Source organism: Catenulispora subtropica (assembly GCF_039531675.1).
Taxonomy (GTDB): Bacteria; Actinomycetota; Actinomycetes; order Streptomycetales; family Catenulisporaceae; genus Catenulispora; species Catenulispora subtropica.
Genome location: NZ_BAAAQM010000053.1, coordinates 36,645 through 52,025, shown reverse-complemented (window position 1 = coordinate 52,025; position 15,381 = coordinate 36,645). Strand labels below are relative to the sequence as shown.

Annotated in this window: 11 protein-coding genes; 3 read left to right on the top strand and 8 right to left on the bottom strand. The window is 71.8% G+C overall.

Translation table 11 applies throughout. From position 1 onward, the window contains the following. Positions 1-11: 11 nt before the first annotated feature. Positions 12-656: a hypothetical protein gene (locus tag ABD466_RS34415; RefSeq protein WP_344661423.1), complete on the bottom strand. Its 645-nt coding sequence runs from the start codon at positions 654-656 to the stop codon at positions 12-14. A gap of 210 nt (positions 657-866) precedes the next feature. Between ABD466_RS34415 and ABD466_RS34410 the strand changes: the two genes are divergently transcribed. The 3 genes from ABD466_RS34410 to ABD466_RS34400 all read left to right on the top strand — a co-directional run bounded on the left by ABD466_RS34410 (position 867) and on the right by ABD466_RS34400 (position 5,114). Continuing rightward, entirely contained in the window at positions 867-1,925 is a 1,059-nt protein-coding gene (locus tag ABD466_RS34410; protein WP_344661422.1) for a YveK family protein, read from the top strand. A gap of 190 nt (positions 1,926-2,115) precedes the next feature. Then, positions 2,116-3,363, top strand: a complete 1,248-nt coding sequence (locus tag ABD466_RS34405; protein WP_344661438.1) for an O-antigen ligase family protein — start codon at positions 2,116-2,118, stop codon at positions 3,361-3,363. Then, positions 3,363-5,114 carry an oligosaccharide flippase family protein gene (locus ABD466_RS34400; protein ID WP_344661421.1) on the top strand — a complete coding sequence of 584 codons (1,752 nt, stop codon included), beginning with the start codon at positions 3,363-3,365 and terminating at the stop codon, positions 5,112-5,114. Before ABD466_RS34405 ends, ABD466_RS34400 begins: the two co-directional genes overlap by 1 nt. Positions 5,115-5,118: 4 nt before the next feature. Here the strand turns inward: ABD466_RS34400 and ABD466_RS34395 are convergent, their stop codons facing one another. The 7 genes from ABD466_RS34395 to ABD466_RS34365 all read right to left on the bottom strand — a co-directional run bounded on the left by ABD466_RS34395 (position 5,119) and on the right by ABD466_RS34365 (position 15,380). Then, positions 5,119-6,174 carry a glycosyltransferase gene (locus ABD466_RS34395; RefSeq protein WP_344661420.1) on the bottom strand — a complete coding sequence of 352 codons (1,056 nt, stop codon included), beginning with the start codon at positions 6,172-6,174 and terminating at the stop codon, positions 5,119-5,121. A gap of 129 nt (positions 6,175-6,303) precedes the next feature. After that, positions 6,304-10,143, bottom strand: coding sequence for a DUF4082 domain-containing protein (locus ABD466_RS34390; RefSeq protein ID WP_344661419.1), 3,840 nt, complete (start codon positions 10,141-10,143; stop codon positions 6,304-6,306). Between the two features lie 38 nt (positions 10,144-10,181). Then, positions 10,182-11,300 (bottom strand): DegT/DnrJ/EryC1/StrS family aminotransferase, encoded by a 1,119-nt coding sequence (locus ABD466_RS34385; RefSeq protein WP_344661418.1) that lies wholly within the window; start codon positions 11,298-11,300, stop codon positions 10,182-10,184. Between the two features lie 115 nt (positions 11,301-11,415). After that, positions 11,416-12,087, bottom strand: coding sequence for a NeuD/PglB/VioB family sugar acetyltransferase (locus tag ABD466_RS34380; RefSeq protein WP_344661417.1), 672 nt, complete (start codon positions 12,085-12,087; stop codon positions 11,416-11,418). Then, a complete protein-coding gene (locus tag ABD466_RS34375; protein ID WP_344661416.1) occupies positions 12,080-13,258 on the bottom strand; it encodes a DegT/DnrJ/EryC1/StrS family aminotransferase in 1,179 nt (392 codons plus the stop codon). The genes ABD466_RS34380 and ABD466_RS34375 overlap by 8 nt, the downstream gene beginning before the upstream one ends. After that, positions 13,255-14,283: an NAD-dependent epimerase/dehydratase family protein gene (locus tag ABD466_RS34370; RefSeq protein ID WP_344661415.1), complete on the bottom strand. Its 1,029-nt coding sequence runs from the start codon at positions 14,281-14,283 to the stop codon at positions 13,255-13,257. The genes ABD466_RS34375 and ABD466_RS34370 overlap by 4 nt, the downstream gene beginning before the upstream one ends. Next, positions 14,280-15,380, bottom strand: coding sequence for a Gfo/Idh/MocA family protein (locus tag ABD466_RS34365; protein WP_344661414.1), 1,101 nt, complete (start codon positions 15,378-15,380; stop codon positions 14,280-14,282). Before ABD466_RS34365 ends, ABD466_RS34370 begins: the two co-directional genes overlap by 4 nt. Position 15,381: the final 1 nt, after the last annotated feature.

The following is a 15,381-nucleotide window of genomic DNA, read 5'->3' as shown; positions in this document are numbered from 1 at the left end:
GCGCAGACGGGTCACTCCCCGTCGCGCCGCAGCGCCCTTCTCCGTCCCACGTTGCGCACCCAAGTCGGTATCAGCCAGGCCGATCCGCCGCCCAGCACCGCGACGCCCGCCAAGGCCCGGCTCTTGCGGACGGGGATCGGGACCGTCGACTGCGGCACGATGATCTTCGTCGTCACCCGGTCCGCCGGGTTCACGCCGGCCCGGTCCTGGAGGCTGACCAAGCTGTCCTGCATGGCCGCCGTCAGGATCTTCAGGGAGTTCATCGCGGCGGGTACGGTCGGGCCGTCCGCCGTGATGTCGAGGCGAGGAAGCCAGTAATACGGTTCCTGCACCGTTCCGCTGTTCCGGGGCGTCAGCTGGTATCCCGCCGCCATCCCGCGCGCGTGCAGCTCGGCGGCGCTCGAATCGCTGGACAGCCCCTGGGCCACCAGCGCCGCGGTCGCGGCCAACGAGCCCTTCACGTCGGCGTAGGGGTTCGGATTGTCCGCTTTGGCGAGCTCGGATTCAGGAGCCTGCACCGAGAGCACGATCTCGGACCGGTACCGGGGCGCGGGGTGGGAAGCCAGGTAGCCCGCCACCATCGTCACCGCGAGGATCGGCACCGCGAGGTGCCACGGCCGGAAGTGCCGTCGCACGGTCCGCCACAGTGATCGCATTCGCTCCCCCACCCGGTTTCACAACGGGCCGTCGGCTCCAACGACTCATCCTGCTCGCCCCCACGCCTCTTCGCCCCTTCCATCGGGAGATCCCTGAGTGCGCGGCTTTACTTTTTCTTTCCACAGCCCTGATGGGGTCATATCATGGACCTTCGTCGGACCTCTGTCTGGGGCCCGCCGCGGATAGCCGACGTGAAACGTGGGGGGACCATGGATCTCGGCACGATGCTCCGCGTCATGATCAAGCGCTGGTACGTGAGTGTGCCCGCGTTGCTCATGGCGATCGCATTGCCGGTGGTGGCGTGGTTCGCCGTGCCCGCGAAGTACTCGTCGACGTCGACGATCAGCCTGCTGAACTCGCAGGCGGCGTCCAGCGGGACCGGACGGACGGGCAACCCGTTCACCGCGTTCGACAACTCGCTGACGGGGCTCGCCGACTATCTGGCGCGGACCCTCAACTCCGACCAGTCGATGGCCGATCTGGCCACCAAGCACGGCGTCACCGATCTCGCCGCGGCCGAGCTCGCGCCGAACGCGTCAGGACCCTTCATCACGCTGACGATCACCGGCAAGGACCCGGTCAAGATCCTCGCGGAGATGCAGACCTTCGACCAGTTCGCGATCGACCAGCTGAGCGCGATCCAGACCACCACCACGGACGCGCTGAAGGCGCCGCTGCCGGCCAACGTCCTGGTCCGGGCGATCGTCATGGTGGCGCCGCAGAAGCCGATCACCTCGATGAAGTCCAAGCTCGAGGACGTCGCCGGGGCCGGGGTCGGCGGCATGGTCGTGCTGTTCGTGGCGGTGTTCGGGTCCGAGGCCCTGGCGATCCGGCGCGGCAAGCCCGCGACGGCGCCGTCCCGGAAGGGCGAGCCCGCGTCCAAGAGCTCTGCCACCTCGTCGACCACCCTCCGGCGGCGGAGCTCGAGCAGCGCCGAGGCGACGGCCGGTGGTAAGGCTGAAGCCGCCCCTGCGGAGGACTCCTCGTTCTTCGCCGAGTCGAGCGCGGCGAGCGCCTCCGGTGCTTCCGGCTCGTCCACGGCGAGCGCCGCCGGCCGTTCCGAGTCCAAAGGCTCGCTCGCCCGTCGCGCCTCCACGGCTCCCACCCCGACTCCGCTGGAAACCACCATCGCGCTCCCCCGCTATCGGGAACCCGACCTCGAAGCCGAGGACGAGCCCGAGGCCGAGCCCTGGATCGACATCGAGCCCGTTCCGCTCGGCTCCTTCGAGGACTTCGCGGTCGGCGACCGTGAGCCCGGCCCGCGCTGAGGGGCGCCGCACCGTGAGCGCTTCGGCGCCGTCGCGCGTCACCCCACGGCCGGTCCTCCGCGAGCAGATCCCTCCCGAGCGTCCGTCCGGACCGGCGCCGGATCCCGGCCCGCGGCTCCGTCGCCGGGAAAGGAACAAGACAGCACGCTGGGACGCCACGGCGGTCCTCAGCGTGTACGCCTTGCTGATCATGCTGATGCCGGCCACGGAGACGGTGGCCAACCTGGGTGCGCTGGGGTCGCCGGCCACCATCTACTCGGTGATGGCGCTGCTGTGGTTCCTCGCCGGACGGATGACCGGCCACCTTCGCCTGGACCCGGCGTCCAGCTCGGTCCGCAAGGCCATGTGCGTCCTGCTGACCGCCGTCACCCTCTCCTACATCGGCGTCTCGGGCCGTGTGGCCAGTGGAGCGGAGATCCAGGCCGCCGACCGCGCGCTGATCCTGTGCCTGGTCTCGTGCGGCCTGGTCGCGGTGGCGTCCGGGGGGATCACGGACCGGAACCGTCTCGACACCCTGCTGCGCCGGCTTGTGGTGTTCGGCACGATCGTGGCGCTGATGGGGATCACGGAGTTCTTCACCGGGTTCCGGGTCACCGAGCACATCGTGCTGCCGGGCCTGCAGACCAACATCATGCCCGGGGCGGGCGACCGCGGCGGTCACCTGCGGGCGCAGGGCACGACCACGCAGCCGCTGGAGTTCGGCGCGGTGATCGCCGTGCACCTGCCGTTCGCGTTGCAGCAGGCCGGCGATCCGGCGCGGCGGGGTCCCGGCTGGCGGAACACGGTCCGTCGGCTCGCCCCGGTGACGATCATGATCATCAGCCTGCCGATGACCGTGTCCCGGACCGCCATCATCGGCCTGGTGGTCACCATGGCCATCCTGATGCCCTCGTGGCCGAAGGAGCGGCGGCGCCCGGCGTACGTGATGGCGCTGTTCGGTGCGGTAGGAATCAGGGTTCTGGTTCCCGGCCTGATGGGCACCATCCTGGTGCTCTTCTCCTCGGCCTCCGGCAACAACGACAACAGCACCCAGGCCCGCACCAAGGACTACGCGGGCGTGGCCCCCTACATCAAGGAGCGCCCCTGGTTCGGCCGGGGTCCCGCGACGTTCATCCCGAGCCTGTACCGGTACACCGACAACTACTACCTCCTGGCCCTCGTCGAGATAGGAGTCGTCGGAGTGGCGGCGGTACTGATCGTCTACTTCACCGGCATCCGGGCCGGCCGCCTCGGCCGGCGCCTGAGCGTCGACCCGGCGCAGCGCGACCTCGGCCAGTGCTTCGCGGCGGCGTTCGCGGTGATGCTGGTCATCAGCGCCACGTTCGACACGCTGAGCTTCCCCATGCTCAGCGGCCTGTTCTTCCTGCTCCTGGGATGTTCGGGGGCGTATCTGGGCATCGCCCGGAACGAGGCCGCCCGCCGCCTGAGCGGTGGCTGATGAAGCACCGCCGCACCGCCTCCGAGTCGCTCGGCGACCGGGTCCGCTCCGCCACGAAGTGGAGCCTGGTCAACACGCTCGTCATCCGGATCGGGACGTTCGCCACCGGCGTCATCCTGGCCCGCGGCGCGCTGACGCCCCGGGACTGGGGCCTGTACGCGCTCGGCGGCGTCGTGCAGGCCGTGCTGCTCTCCTTCAACGAGCTGGGCGTCAGCCTGGCCGTGGTGCGCTGGACCCGCGACCCCCGCGAGTTCGCACCGACCGTGGTGACCCTGGCGACCGGCTCCAGCCTGCTGCTGTACGCGGTGCTGTGGTTCGCCGCGCCCGCCACGGCCCGCGCCCTCGGTTCCCCGGACGCGGTCGGGATCCTGCGCATCCTGTGCTTCGGCGTGGTCGTCGACGGCCTGGCCTGCGTCCCGAACGCGGTCCTGACCCGCGAGTTCCGGCAGCGGGCCCGCCTCACCATCGACCTGGTGACGTTCGTCGTCAGCTCGGGCCTGACGCTGGCCCTGGCCTTCGCCGGCTGGGGCGCCTCCAGCTTCGCCTGGGGCGGCGTGGCCGGCGTCGTCTGCGCTCTGATCGGGTGCGCCGTCGCCGCGCCCGGCTACCTGCGCCCGGGCTGGGACCCGACGACGGCCCGCGAGCTCGTCCACTTCGGCCTGCCGCTGGCCGGCGCCAGCCTGTTCGTGCTGGCGACGATGAACGCCGACTCCGTGGTGGTCGGCGCCACCCTCGGCCCGATCGCGCTGGGCCTGTACCGGGTGGCGTTCACGATGTCGAGCTGGCCGGTCCGGGCCATCTCCGAGACCGCGCGCCGGGTTTCCTTCGCCGGGTTCTCCCGCGCCGCGGAGTCCGAGGAGACGCTCACCGAGAGCTTCACCGGCGGCCTGTCCCCCCTGCTGCTGGCCTCGGTCCCGGCCTGCGCGCTGCTGTTCGCCCTGCCCGGCCCGATCGTCCGCGCGGTCTACGGGAACCAGTGGTCCGGCTCCGCCGGGGCGCTGCGCTTCCTCGCCCTGCTCGGCCTGCTCCGCATCATCTTCGAGCTCTGTTATGACTTCCTGGTCGCCGCCGGCCGCTCCCGGGCGCTGCTCGCCGTCCAGGCGCTGTGGCTCCTCGCTCTGGTCCCGGCACTGATCTACGGCGGCCATCGCAACGGCCTGATGGGTGTCGGCGTGGCGCACGTCGCGGTGGCATCGGTCCTGATCGCGCCGGCGTACCTGACCGTCCTGGGCGCCGTGGGCGTCGACCCGCACCGCATCGCCGCCGTGTGCTGGCGGCCGGTGCTCGGCGGCGCCACGGTCGCGGTGGCCGCCCTGGGGCTGGAGCAGATCCTGGGCGACTCCTTCGCGGCGCTGGCCGTCACCTGCCTGCTGGCGACGGCGGCGTATGTCCCGGTCGCCGTCCCGGCGCCGCTGCTGCTGAAGGTCCGGGGCAAGGTCCGGGGCCGCTTCGGCACCGCTGCCGAACCGGAGACACGACCGGGCCGGATCAAGCTCACGCCGCTGCCGCGCCGGGCCGACGCCCCGAGCGGGCGCCGTACTACGGGCCCCGGTCCCGAAGCCGAAAGCACTCCGGAGCGCGATCCGGCCCCGGTCCTCGACCACAATCTGAACCTCGGCCCGGTGCTCGGGCCGTTTCTCGACTACGACTTCGGCCAGGACTTGGTCGGCTCCAGCCCCGGCGCCGCCAAATCCGCCGCCCCGTCCACCCCCGACCCCGGTCCAACGCTGCGCCCAGCGCCCGAGGTCTGAGCCGTCACCAGCCCCGGCGTCGCCAGGACTGCCACCACATCCACTCCCGGCCCCGGTTCACCGCGGCGCTCAGCACCAGAGGTCGGAGATACGGCATCGTCCGGACGCCCACCGCCCGGCGCACCCGCAGCCCGGCGTACTCCGGCAGCCGCCGGTACTCCGGCCAGCAGTCGGCCGCGAAGGCGGTCAGCTCGTCCACCGGGACGGTGCCGGTCAGGCCCTTGTCGTAGGCCCGGACGGCGCGCCGCAGCGCCTGCCGCGCGATCTTCCGCCGCATCTCGGCCGCCCACGCCTCCCGGTCCGGCAGGTCGTCGCCGCACTTCACCAGCACCGACTCGAACGCCGCCCGGCGCTGCCGCAGGTCGTCCAGCTGCCCGCCGAAGTCGACGGCCGACATGTTCGCGCCGTGCCGCCGGTAGTACGCCTGGTCGGCGCCCCGGATGTGCCCGACGTCGGACACCGCCGCCGCCCGCATCCACATCTCGATGTCGCCGGAGTGCGGCAGCGCGGGATCGTAGCCGCCGATCCGCTTCTGCACCGAGGTCCGCATCACCACTTCCGGCGACGTGATGCAGCCCTGCGCGGCCCGGAACCGCCGCCGCAGCCACCACATCCCCGGCCGCACGGCCCACTGCCCGGTCCGCCAGTCGGCGCCGCGCGCCTCCGGCAGGTCCTCGCCGTCCTGGAACGTCAGCGGATGCCCGTAGACGAAGCCCACGTCGGGGTGCGCGTCCAGCAGCGCGACCGCCCGCACCAGCGCCCCCGGCGTGAGCCGGTCGTCGGCCGACAGGAGGACGCAGTAGTCACCGTCGGCCCACTCCAGCAGGCCCTCGTTGTAGGTCGCGATGTGCCGCATGTTCGTCGCGTGCACCCGCACCTCGATCCGCGGATCCGCGGCCGCGAGCGCGTGCGCCTTCTCCGCGGAGTCGTCGGGCGAGGCGTCGTCGATGATCAGGACCCGGACGTCGACCCCCGGCTGCTCGTCGAGCACGCTGCGCACGCAGTCGGCCAGGAAGTGGCCGTACCGGTAGCAGGGGATCACGACACTGACGCTGCCCATGACACTCCTCACCCATTCCCGCCATCGCCCGATCGGCCGGGCTCCGCCGTGTGAACCGCGGGGCCCGGCCGATCGATCTTTCTGTTCTACTCGCCGTACTGCTTTCGCTTACCGCTTACCGCTTGCCGCTCACCGGGTGCCCGGCTTGTTGTTCTTGCCACTGGAAGCCGGCCCGGGCACGTACCCCGGAGCCACGCCGACCGGCGTCCCGGGACCCGGGACGTTCGGCCCGTCGCCGCCCACCGGCGTCGGGGAGATGACCCACGTCAGCGGCGCGGTCGGATCGTCGTTGTCGACGTCCGCCTCCACCGTCACCCGGTATGACGCGTTGCGCGGCAGCAGCCCGTTCGGGTGGAACGCCACGGTGTGCGACTTGGGCTCGTAGGTCACGTACCCCGGCATCGACGTCCCCGGCTGCCATTCCTGGCCCGGGACCGCCCCGACGGTGACCACCGTCATCTTCACCGACGAGGGGTCGGTGGTGGCCGGCAGCACCGTGGTGATCGGGTGCGTCGGGTCCATCACCGGGTCCAGGCGCCGGGCGGTGCCGGCCTTCCCGGCCGTCGGCTTGGCGGTGGTGGCCCGCAGCTGCGGACCGTTGACGATCGCGGCCGTCATCGTCGTGGCGCCGGCGGCCGCCTCGGAGGTGGTCTGGAACACCGGGTCGACCCAGTAGTTCGACGCGTTGTACGTGTCCTGCGGGAACGTCGTCCCCGACCCGTACGAGTAGACGCCGTCGACGCTGGTGCTGTTGGCCGGAGCGCTCAGCGGGTAGTAGTTGTGCCCGTTGGTGAAGTACCCGGCGTCGACCGAGTAGTGGCCGGACGGCGCGTGGTACGAGACCACGTACTGCGTGCCGGCCGTGATCGCGACCGGAGTGGCGAACGTCAGAGTCTGCCAGCCGGAGGCGCTCTCACCGGTGAACGTGCCGGTGGCCAACTGCTGGCCGGTGGTGCTCCACAGCGTCCCGGTGTGCGTGCCGGTGTTCGCCGCGCTCTTGTAGAAGCGCACTCCGGTCACGTTCCCCGACAACGTCGAGGAGAACTTCACCCCGAGCTCCACCCCGTTGCCGTCCCCGGAGTCCACCGTCCCGGGCACCGTGGTGCTGGGCCACAGCGTGCACGGGCACGCCGGCGGCGGCATCGTCGCCGCGGTGGTGAAGTTCCAGGTGACCGGAGTGGTCATGGCGTTGCCGTTGATGTCCGACGCCTGGATCGACGCGGTGAAGGTGGTGCTCAGCGCGAGCGGGCTGTCCGGGGTGAACACCACGGTGTTGGTCGCCGAGGTGTAGCTCAGCGAGCCCGGCACCGTGGTCGTGCCGTTCTTCACGGTGAACGTCACGGCGGACATGTCGATCGCGTAGCTGAACGACGCCGAGACGGTCGTCGTCGGGTTCACCGACGTCGCCCCGGAGCCCGGGGTGGTGCCGGTCACCGTGGGCGGCGTGGTCGGCACCCCGGTGTTGTCGAACACCGGGTCCACCCAGTAGTTGGTGTCGTTGTAGGAGTTGTTCGGGAACGAGGTCGAGGACCCGTACGCGAACACGCCGTTCCCGCCGTCGGTGCCGGACTTCAGCGCCTGGATCGGCGGCTGCCCCGCGCCGTCGCCGGTGAAGTACCCGGCGTCGGCCGCGTAGTGCCCGACCGGCGCGTGGTACGACACGACGTACGTGGTGTTCGCCTTGATCATGACCGGGTTGGTGAAGGTCAGCGTCTGCCAGCCCGGCGAGGTCACCGTGGCGGTCGACGCCGGGGTGGTGCCCAGCAGCTGCCCGGTGGAGGTCCACAGGCTGGCCGTGTGCGAGCCGGTGTTGGCCACGCTCTGGAAGAAGCGGACGCCGGTGACCTTTCCGGCGGTCGACGTCCGGAACTTGGTGCCGAGCTCCACCGAGGCGCCGTCGCCGCTGTCGGCGTGGGACGGCGTGGCGGTGGACGGGAAGATGACGCACGGGCAGACCTGCGGCCCGACCGTCAGGTTCAGCGTCTGCGCGGTGCCGATGTCCGCGTTGTCGTCCTCGGACCGGACCTGGACCTGCACGGTGCCGGTCGAGGCCGGCGTCCAGGGGTAGCTCCAGGACACCGCGCCGCCGGCGGTCGGCGTGGTGCTCGCGGCGTTCCAGGTGGTGCCGCCGTCGGTCGAGACCTCCACGCGGGCCGTGACGGTCCCGGCGGCGGGCGTCGCGGTGCCGGTCATGGTGATCGGCTTGAGCACCTGGACCGTGGTGCCGTCGGCCGGGGCGGTGACCGTGGTGGCCGGGCCCGGGGTGCCGGCCGGCAGCGCCGTGCCGCGGACCAGGCCGGTGGTCGGCGTGGTGGGCTGCACGCCCATGTCCGCCAGCACGTTCATCGTGGCCTGCTTGACGTCCCGGTCCTCGGTGCTGCTCTGGCTCGGCGGGTTCGGCGGGTTGGCCACGCCGGTGTTGTCGGTGTGCAGGTTCGTCAGGCCCCAGGACCACTGCACGGTGGCGGTGCCGAAGACCAGCGAGTGCGAGGTCTGGTCGCGGAACTCCACCAGGCTGTGCGTGGCCTGCCCGTTGCCGTAGCTGTTGCCGTAGTCCAGCCGGAGCTGGTCCACGTTCAGCGTCGTCGAGGACATGTCGATCATGCCCGGCGGCCGGGTCGAGTCGGCGTAGTCGGAGTCCCACTCGTAGCCCAGCAGGCCGTACGGAGTGCTGGTGGACCCGGAGAGCAGGCTCGCCACCGAGGTGTTCCGCCACAGCCGCATCTTGGAATAGGCCGCCGAGAAGGTCATCGGCGAGTACTGGTTCGCGTTGACCGAGAACAGCGTCCCGGTCATCTGGTCCTCGGGCGCCGCACCGCTGCCCAGGCCGTGCGCGTCCATCCAGGTGCCGGTCCACTGACCCGAGGGGTCCGGGACGCCGTTCACCGGGTTGGAGTCGTACAGCTTGCTCATCTTGTACGTGGTCAGCGTCCGGTTCGGGGTGTTGGCCCCGTCGATGCTGTTCTCGAACCGGGTCCGCCAGAAGACCTCGTTGCCGGACATGAAGAACTGGTTCTGGCCGGCGTGCCGCGCGGCCATCACGTTGTTCCACTGTGCCTGGTTCCAGTACTCGTCGTGGCCCGACGAGATGAAGACCTTGTGGTTGCTGACCGAAGCCGGATCGGAACTGGCGTCGACACCGGAGATGTAGGAGACGTCGTAGCCGTTCTCCTCCAGCCAGTACAGCAGCGCGAACTCCGAGCCGAACACGCCGTTCTGGCCGATGTCCGGCAGCGGCCGGTTGTAGCTGACGCGGTAGGCGCGGCCGTCGGGGGCCGGGCCGTTGCCGACGTACAGGTCCTGGCCGCCGAAGGTGTTGTAGGCCTGCCAGGTCTGGTCCGAGGTCTGCACGACGATGTCGCTGTGGTGCGCGGCGTTGTCCGGCTCACGGACGATCAGCGGCACCGGCATGTAGCCGATCAGCGCGTCGGTGCTGTCCCACTGTTCCAGGGACACGATGTAGAGCCCGGACACCGCGGTCGAGGGCACCTGGATCTGCACGGTGGTCGCCCAGTTGCCGCAGTCCACCAGCCCGGTCGGCTTGTCGCTGACGCAGGCCGGCAGCGTGTTGCCGCCGTAGGTCGCCGGGTAGGTGCCGGTCGAGGTGTTCATCGACCACGACATCAGGCGCGAGCCCTTGCCGCCGTAATAGCCCAGGCGCGTCACCTCGACGGCGTACTTCGTCGGCGACTGCACCTTCATCGAGACCGTGCTGCCGGGGACGACGCTCTCCGAGGTGGCGAAGCCCTGGATGTCGCCGTAGGCGCTGGTGTACGTCGCGAGGTGGTTGGCCCCGTCGGTGAGGTCCTGGACGCCCGACGTCTGCTGGTTCTCGCACGCCACCGCGTTGCCGCAGGAGGCGAACGCCTCCTGCGCGTTGCCCCAGACGGTCACCGTCGCCGCGAGCACCATGGTCATGGTCGCGTAGAACGCCGTCCGGAGCGCTGTGTATCTCCTGCTCTGTCTCATCGGTTTCCGTTTTCTCGGTCAGGTTGCTCAGTGGTGCTTCACAGGGGGCGCCGGTGCGCGGACAGCGCCCGGGCCAGTGCGGCGGCGACCCGCTCCTGCTGGTCCCGCGTCAGATGCGGGTGCAGCGGAAGGGACAAGGTGTGCGCCGCGATGTGTTCGGCGACGGGGAACGACGCGGCGGTGGCGAACGCGCCGGTCCGGTGCAGCGGCACCGGGTAGTGGATCCCCGCGCCGACTCCCTCGGCTTCCAGATCCGCGAGGACGGCGTCACGCGCCGGGACCTGGACCGTGTACAGATGCCACACGTGCTCGTTGCCGGGGAGCACGGTCGGCGTGGTGACGTCCTCGACATCGGCCAGCAGCTTGTCGTAGTACGCCGCGGCGGCCCGGCGGGCCGCGTTCCACTCCGGCAGCCGGCGCAGCTTGGCGCGCAGGACCACGGCCTGCAGCGTGTCCAGCCGGCTGTTGACGCCCACGATGTCGTGCGCGTACTTGACCAGCCCGCCATGGCTGGCCAAGGTCCTGACGGTGCGGGCCAGTTCCTCGTCGTCGGTCAGCACCGCTCCGGCGTCCCCGTAGGCGCCGAGGTTCTTGCCGGGGTAGAAGCTGGTCGCGGCGATCGCGCCCGGCCCCGAGCCCGGGGTGCGGTCCTTGCGGGTCGCGCCCTGGCACTGTGCGGCGTCCTCGACGATCCGCACGGCGCTGCCGGCCAGTCCGGCCTGCAGCTCCTCGACCGGGGCCAGCTGCCCGTACAGGTGCACCGGGATGACCGCCTTGGTGGCGGGCCGGATCGCGGCCAGCGCGGCGGGCACGTCGATCAGGCAGGTGTCCCGATCGCAGTCCACGAAGACCGGCGCGGCACCGGTGCGCGCCACCGCCTCGGCGGTGGCGGCGAAGGTGTTCACCGGCACGATCACCTCGTCGCCCGGGCCGACGCCGACGGCGCGCAGCGCGAGCTCGACGGCGTCGGTGCCGTTGGCGACGCCGACGCAGTGCGCGACGCCACCGAACGCGGCGAACTCGCGCTCGAAGGCGCCGACCGCCGGGCCGCCGACGAAGGCGGTCGCGGCCAGCACCTCGGCGAAGCCGGCGGCCACCTCCTCGGCGATCTCGGCGTGCGCGGCGGCCAGGTCGACCAGGGGTATACGGGGGTTCATGTCCTCTTCCTCAGTTCTTCGACCCGGCCCGTGACTACTGTCAGTAGCCGCTCAGTAACAATGACGGCGAGGGCGCGCTGTGCCACCCTCGCCGCATCCTCACCCGAGAGCGCCCTCATCGGAGCGCCGCTTCGGGGACGATGACGTCCCGGAGTTTGCGGGCGGGGTTGCCGACCCACACCTCGCCGTCGGGCACGTCGCGCAGGATCACGGACCCCATGCCGATCTGGGACCAGGCGCCGATCCGGACGCCTTCGCGCACGAGCGCGCCGGAGCCGAGATAGGCGCCCTCGCCGATCTCCGTGCCGCCGCCGAGCCGCACGCCGGAGGCCAGGGTCGCGAAGTCCGCGACGACGGTGTCGTGGGTGACCACGACGTGCGGCATCACGGCGACATGCCGGCCCACGACGGCGTCGGCGGTCAGCACCGCCCCGGCCAGCAGCACGGAGCCGGCGCCGACCGTCGAGGTCCGCGACACGTGCGCACCGGGGTGCACGACGGTGGCGTACCGGTGCTCGGGCAGCGCCAGCCGCTCCACGATCCGGGCCCGGGCGAAGTAGTCGCGCGGGTTGCCCACGCAGACCACCAGGCGGAGCGCGTCCAGGTCGTGGATCGCCGCGATCGGGCCGAGGACCTGGCCGGCGAGCCGCGCGGCCGGGGTGCCGTCGTCGAGGTAGCCGGCGAACACGGCGGAGTCCGGATCCAGCGCGCGGACGGCGTCAGCCGTCTCGCGGCCGAACCCGCCGGCGCCGGCGACCGCGATCCGCACCGCCGTGCCGTCAGCCACCGGCCGCCGCCCGGAGGACGGCGAGGACGCGGTCCTGCTGCGCGCCGGTCATGCCGTGGAACACCGGCAAGATCAGGGAGTTCAGGCTCAGCGCCTCGGTCGCGGGCAGCGGCGGCACCAGGGCGTCGGCGTAGGCCGGCTCCAGGTGCGCGGCCATGATGCCGCGGCGCGCGGACACCCCGGCCTTCGCCAGGCGGGCCAGCAGCTCGTCCCGGGTCAGCGGGAAGGAGTCCACCAGGCGCACCCAGAACGACTGGTAGTTCGTCTCGCCGTACTCCGGGTCGGCGACCGGTGTGAGCCCGGGGACGTCGGCCAGCTCGCGCTGGTAGCGCGCGGCCAGCTGCCGGCGCTCGGCGATGGTGGCGGCGAGCTTCTTCAGCTGCACCAGTCCGACGGCGGCCTGGATGTCCGTCATCCGATAGTTGAAGCCGGTCTCCAGGTACGCCTCCAGCACCGGCTTGTCACTGGCGTGGCGGTCGGCGGCCGAGACGTTCATGCCGTGCTCGCGCAGCCGCCGCATCCGGGCCGCCCACTCGGCGTCGTCGGTGGTGACCATGCCGCCCTCACCGGTGGTGAGCAGTTTGCGCGGGTGGAAGGACCACGCGGCCACCTGGGCCCCGGCGCCGACCGACCGGCCCCGGTACAGGGTGCCGGCCGCGCACGCGGAGTCCTCCAGCAGCGCGACGTTCCGCCGCCGGCACAGCGCCCGGATCGGCTCCAGGTCGGCCGGCACGCCGCCCTGGTGGACCAGGATGACGGCGCGGGTGCGCGGAGTGAGCGCGGCCTCGATGGTGTCCGGCGTCAGGTTCCCGGTGGCCGGGTCGATGTCGGCGAACACCGGGGTCGCGCCGACGTAGCGGGCGACGTTCGCGGTGGCGATGAAGGACAGCGAGGGCACGACGACCTCGTCGCCCGGACCCACGCCCAGGACCACGAGGCCGAGGTGCAGGGCGGTGGTACCGGAGCTGACGGCGACGCCGTACGCGGCGCCGACCTCGGCGGCGAAGGCGCGCTCGAACTCCGCGACCCGCGGCCCCTGGGCGACCCAGCCGGACCGCACGGCCGCGGCCGCGGCCTCGGCCTCCTCCTCGCCGAGCCACGGCACCATCACCGGGATCCGGGGCAGGTCCGCGATCTCGGTGGCCACGGCGCTGTTGGCGACGACGCTCATGATCCGGCCCCGGCGGTCTGTCCGGCCCGCTGTTCCGCCTGCCACCAGGCGACCAGGTCGGCCAGGCCCTCGCGCAGGGTGATCTCGGCCCGGAAGCCGAGCCGCCGCTCGGCGGTGGAGGTGTCGGCCAGGCGCCGGGTGACGCCGTTCACCGCGCGCGGCGGGCCGTACTCCACCGGCAGGTCCGAGCCCATCACCTCGAGCAGCGTCTTGGCCAGGTCGTTGAGACTGGTCTCGACGCCGCAGGCGACGTTGAACACCTCGTCGGTGACGTCGGCCGCGGCGGCCAGCACGTTGGCCCGCGCGATGTCGGCGACGTGCACGAAGTCCATGGTCTGGGTGCCGTCGCCGAGGATCAGCGGCGGCGTGCCGGACGCGATGCGCTCCATCCAGCGGATCAGGACCTCGGTGTAGAGACCGTGGATGTCCATCCGCGGCCCGTAGACGTTGAAGTAGCGCAGGGCGACGTAGTCGAGCCCGTACATGGCCCGGAAGCTGCGCAGCATGGCCTCGTTGAAGGCCTTGGCCGCGCCGTAGAAGGTGTCGTTGTTGTACGGGTGGTGCCGCTCGCCGGTCGGGAACTGCTCGGCCAGCCCGTAGACCGAGGCCGACGACGAGGCCACCACCTTGCGCACGCCGGCCGCGGCCGCCGCCTCCAGGACGTTGAAGGTGCCGTCCACCAGCACCTCGTTGGCCAGCCGGGGCTCCTCGGCGCACTGCGTGATCCGGATCGCCGCGAGGTGGAACACCAGGTCCCGGTCCGCGGTCAGCTCGGCGAGCAGCCCGCGGTCGCGGATGTCGCCCTCGACGATCCGCAGGCGGCCGGGACCCGGGCCCCCGGCTCCGGACAGCGCGGCGGCCAGGTTCTCCTTCCGGCCGCGCACGAAGTTGTCCAGCACCACGACCGACTCCGCGCCGGCCGCCAGCAGCTGGTCGACCACGTGCGAGCCGATGGTCCCGGCGCCGCCGGTGACCAGCGCGCGGGTGCCCGCCAGCGGGACACCCGCGTTCTGTGCGTTGTTCACTCGCCCTCCCAGGCGTCGTTCCCTGCCCTGGTCACGAAATCCTCCACAGCCACCAGGGCTCCGTTCTCGGCGAGGCTGCGCGAGGCCGCCTCCAGAATCCGCAGGACCCGCAGTCCCGCACGGCCGTCGGTGGCGGCCGGCGTTCCGGTGCGGACGGCGCGGGCGAACTCCTCGACCGCCGCCGCCAGCGCCTCGCGCTCGCCCAGCGCGGGGGCCACCATGTCGCCCAGGCGGTAGGAGACCAGGGCGGCGCGCCGCTGGTCGTCGCCGAGCTCCTCGGGCCGGGCCAGGTCCACGCCGCGGTCGAAGACGCTGATCCGCTGCGCGGGGTTCAGGTCGTCCCAGACCAGCGTCCGCTTCGATCCGCCGACGATGGTGGTGCGCACCTTCGTCGGGGACAGCCAGTTCACGTGGCCGTGCGCGATCGCTCCGGAGGACAGGCGGAGCGTCAGGTAGGCCACGCAGCACCGGCCGGCGCCGATCGGGTCGGCGCCGGTCGCGGCCACCGCCTCGATGCGGACCCCGTCCGGCAGGATGAAGTCCAGGATCGAGAGGTCGTGCGGCGCGAGGTCCCAGAGCACGTCGACGTCCGGCTGGATCAGCCCCAGGTTGATCCGCACCGAGTCGACGAAGTGCACCTCGCCGAGCGACCCGGAGTGGATCAGGTCCCGGATGGCGGTCACGGCCGGCGTGTAACAGTAGGTGTGGTCGCACATCAGCGTCAGCCCGCGGGCCTCGGCCTCGCGGACCAGTTCCTCGCCCTCGGCCTCGGTGGCCGCCAACGGCTTCTCGACCAGCACGTGCCGGCCCGCGCGCAGGGCGCTCATGGCGACGTCCCGATGGGTGCGCGCGGGCGTGGCGACGGCCACCGCGGTCACCTTCGGATCGGACAGCACGTCGTCCAGGACGCCGGTGACCCGGACGCTGGGGTACGGCGCGGCCACTTTGGCGGCGCGCTCGACGTCCAGGTCGCACAGCCAGCGCAGGTCCCAGTCCGGTGACGCGAACAGGTTCCGCACGAGATTCGGCCCCCAGTACCCGGCGCCGACCACCGCGATACCCGGCCGCTGGTCGGCGGCCGGCATCCCCCCCGACATA

Bases quoted from the DNA above. Each gene is read 5' to 3' on its own strand.
- ABD466_RS34415 (WP_344661423.1), bottom strand. From the start codon at position 656: ATGCGATCACTGTGGCGGACCGTGCGACGGCACTTCCGGCCGTGGCAC.
- ABD466_RS34410 (WP_344661422.1), top strand. From the start codon at position 867: ATGGATCTCGGCACGATGCTCCGCGTCATGATCAAGCGCTGGTACGTG.
- ABD466_RS34405 (WP_344661438.1), top strand. From the start codon at position 2,116: ATGCTGATGCCGGCCACGGAGACGGTGGCCAACCTGGGTGCGCTGGGG.
- ABD466_RS34400 (WP_344661421.1), top strand. From the start codon at position 3,363: ATGAAGCACCGCCGCACCGCCTCCGAGTCGCTCGGCGACCGGGTCCGC.
- ABD466_RS34395 (WP_344661420.1), bottom strand. From the start codon at position 6,174: ATGGGCAGCGTCAGTGTCGTGATCCCCTGCTACCGGTACGGCCACTTC.
- ABD466_RS34390 (WP_344661419.1), bottom strand. From the start codon at position 10,143: ATGAGACAGAGCAGGAGATACACAGCGCTCCGGACGGCGTTCTACGCG.
- ABD466_RS34385 (WP_344661418.1), bottom strand. From the start codon at position 11,300: ATGAACCCCCGTATACCCCTGGTCGACCTGGCCGCCGCGCACGCCGAG.
- ABD466_RS34375 (WP_344661416.1), bottom strand. From the start codon at position 13,258: ATGAGCGTCGTCGCCAACAGCGCCGTGGCCACCGAGATCGCGGACCTG.
- ABD466_RS34365 (WP_344661414.1), bottom strand. From the start codon at position 15,380: ATGTCGGGGGGGATGCCGGCCGCCGACCAGCGGCCGGGTATCGCGGTG.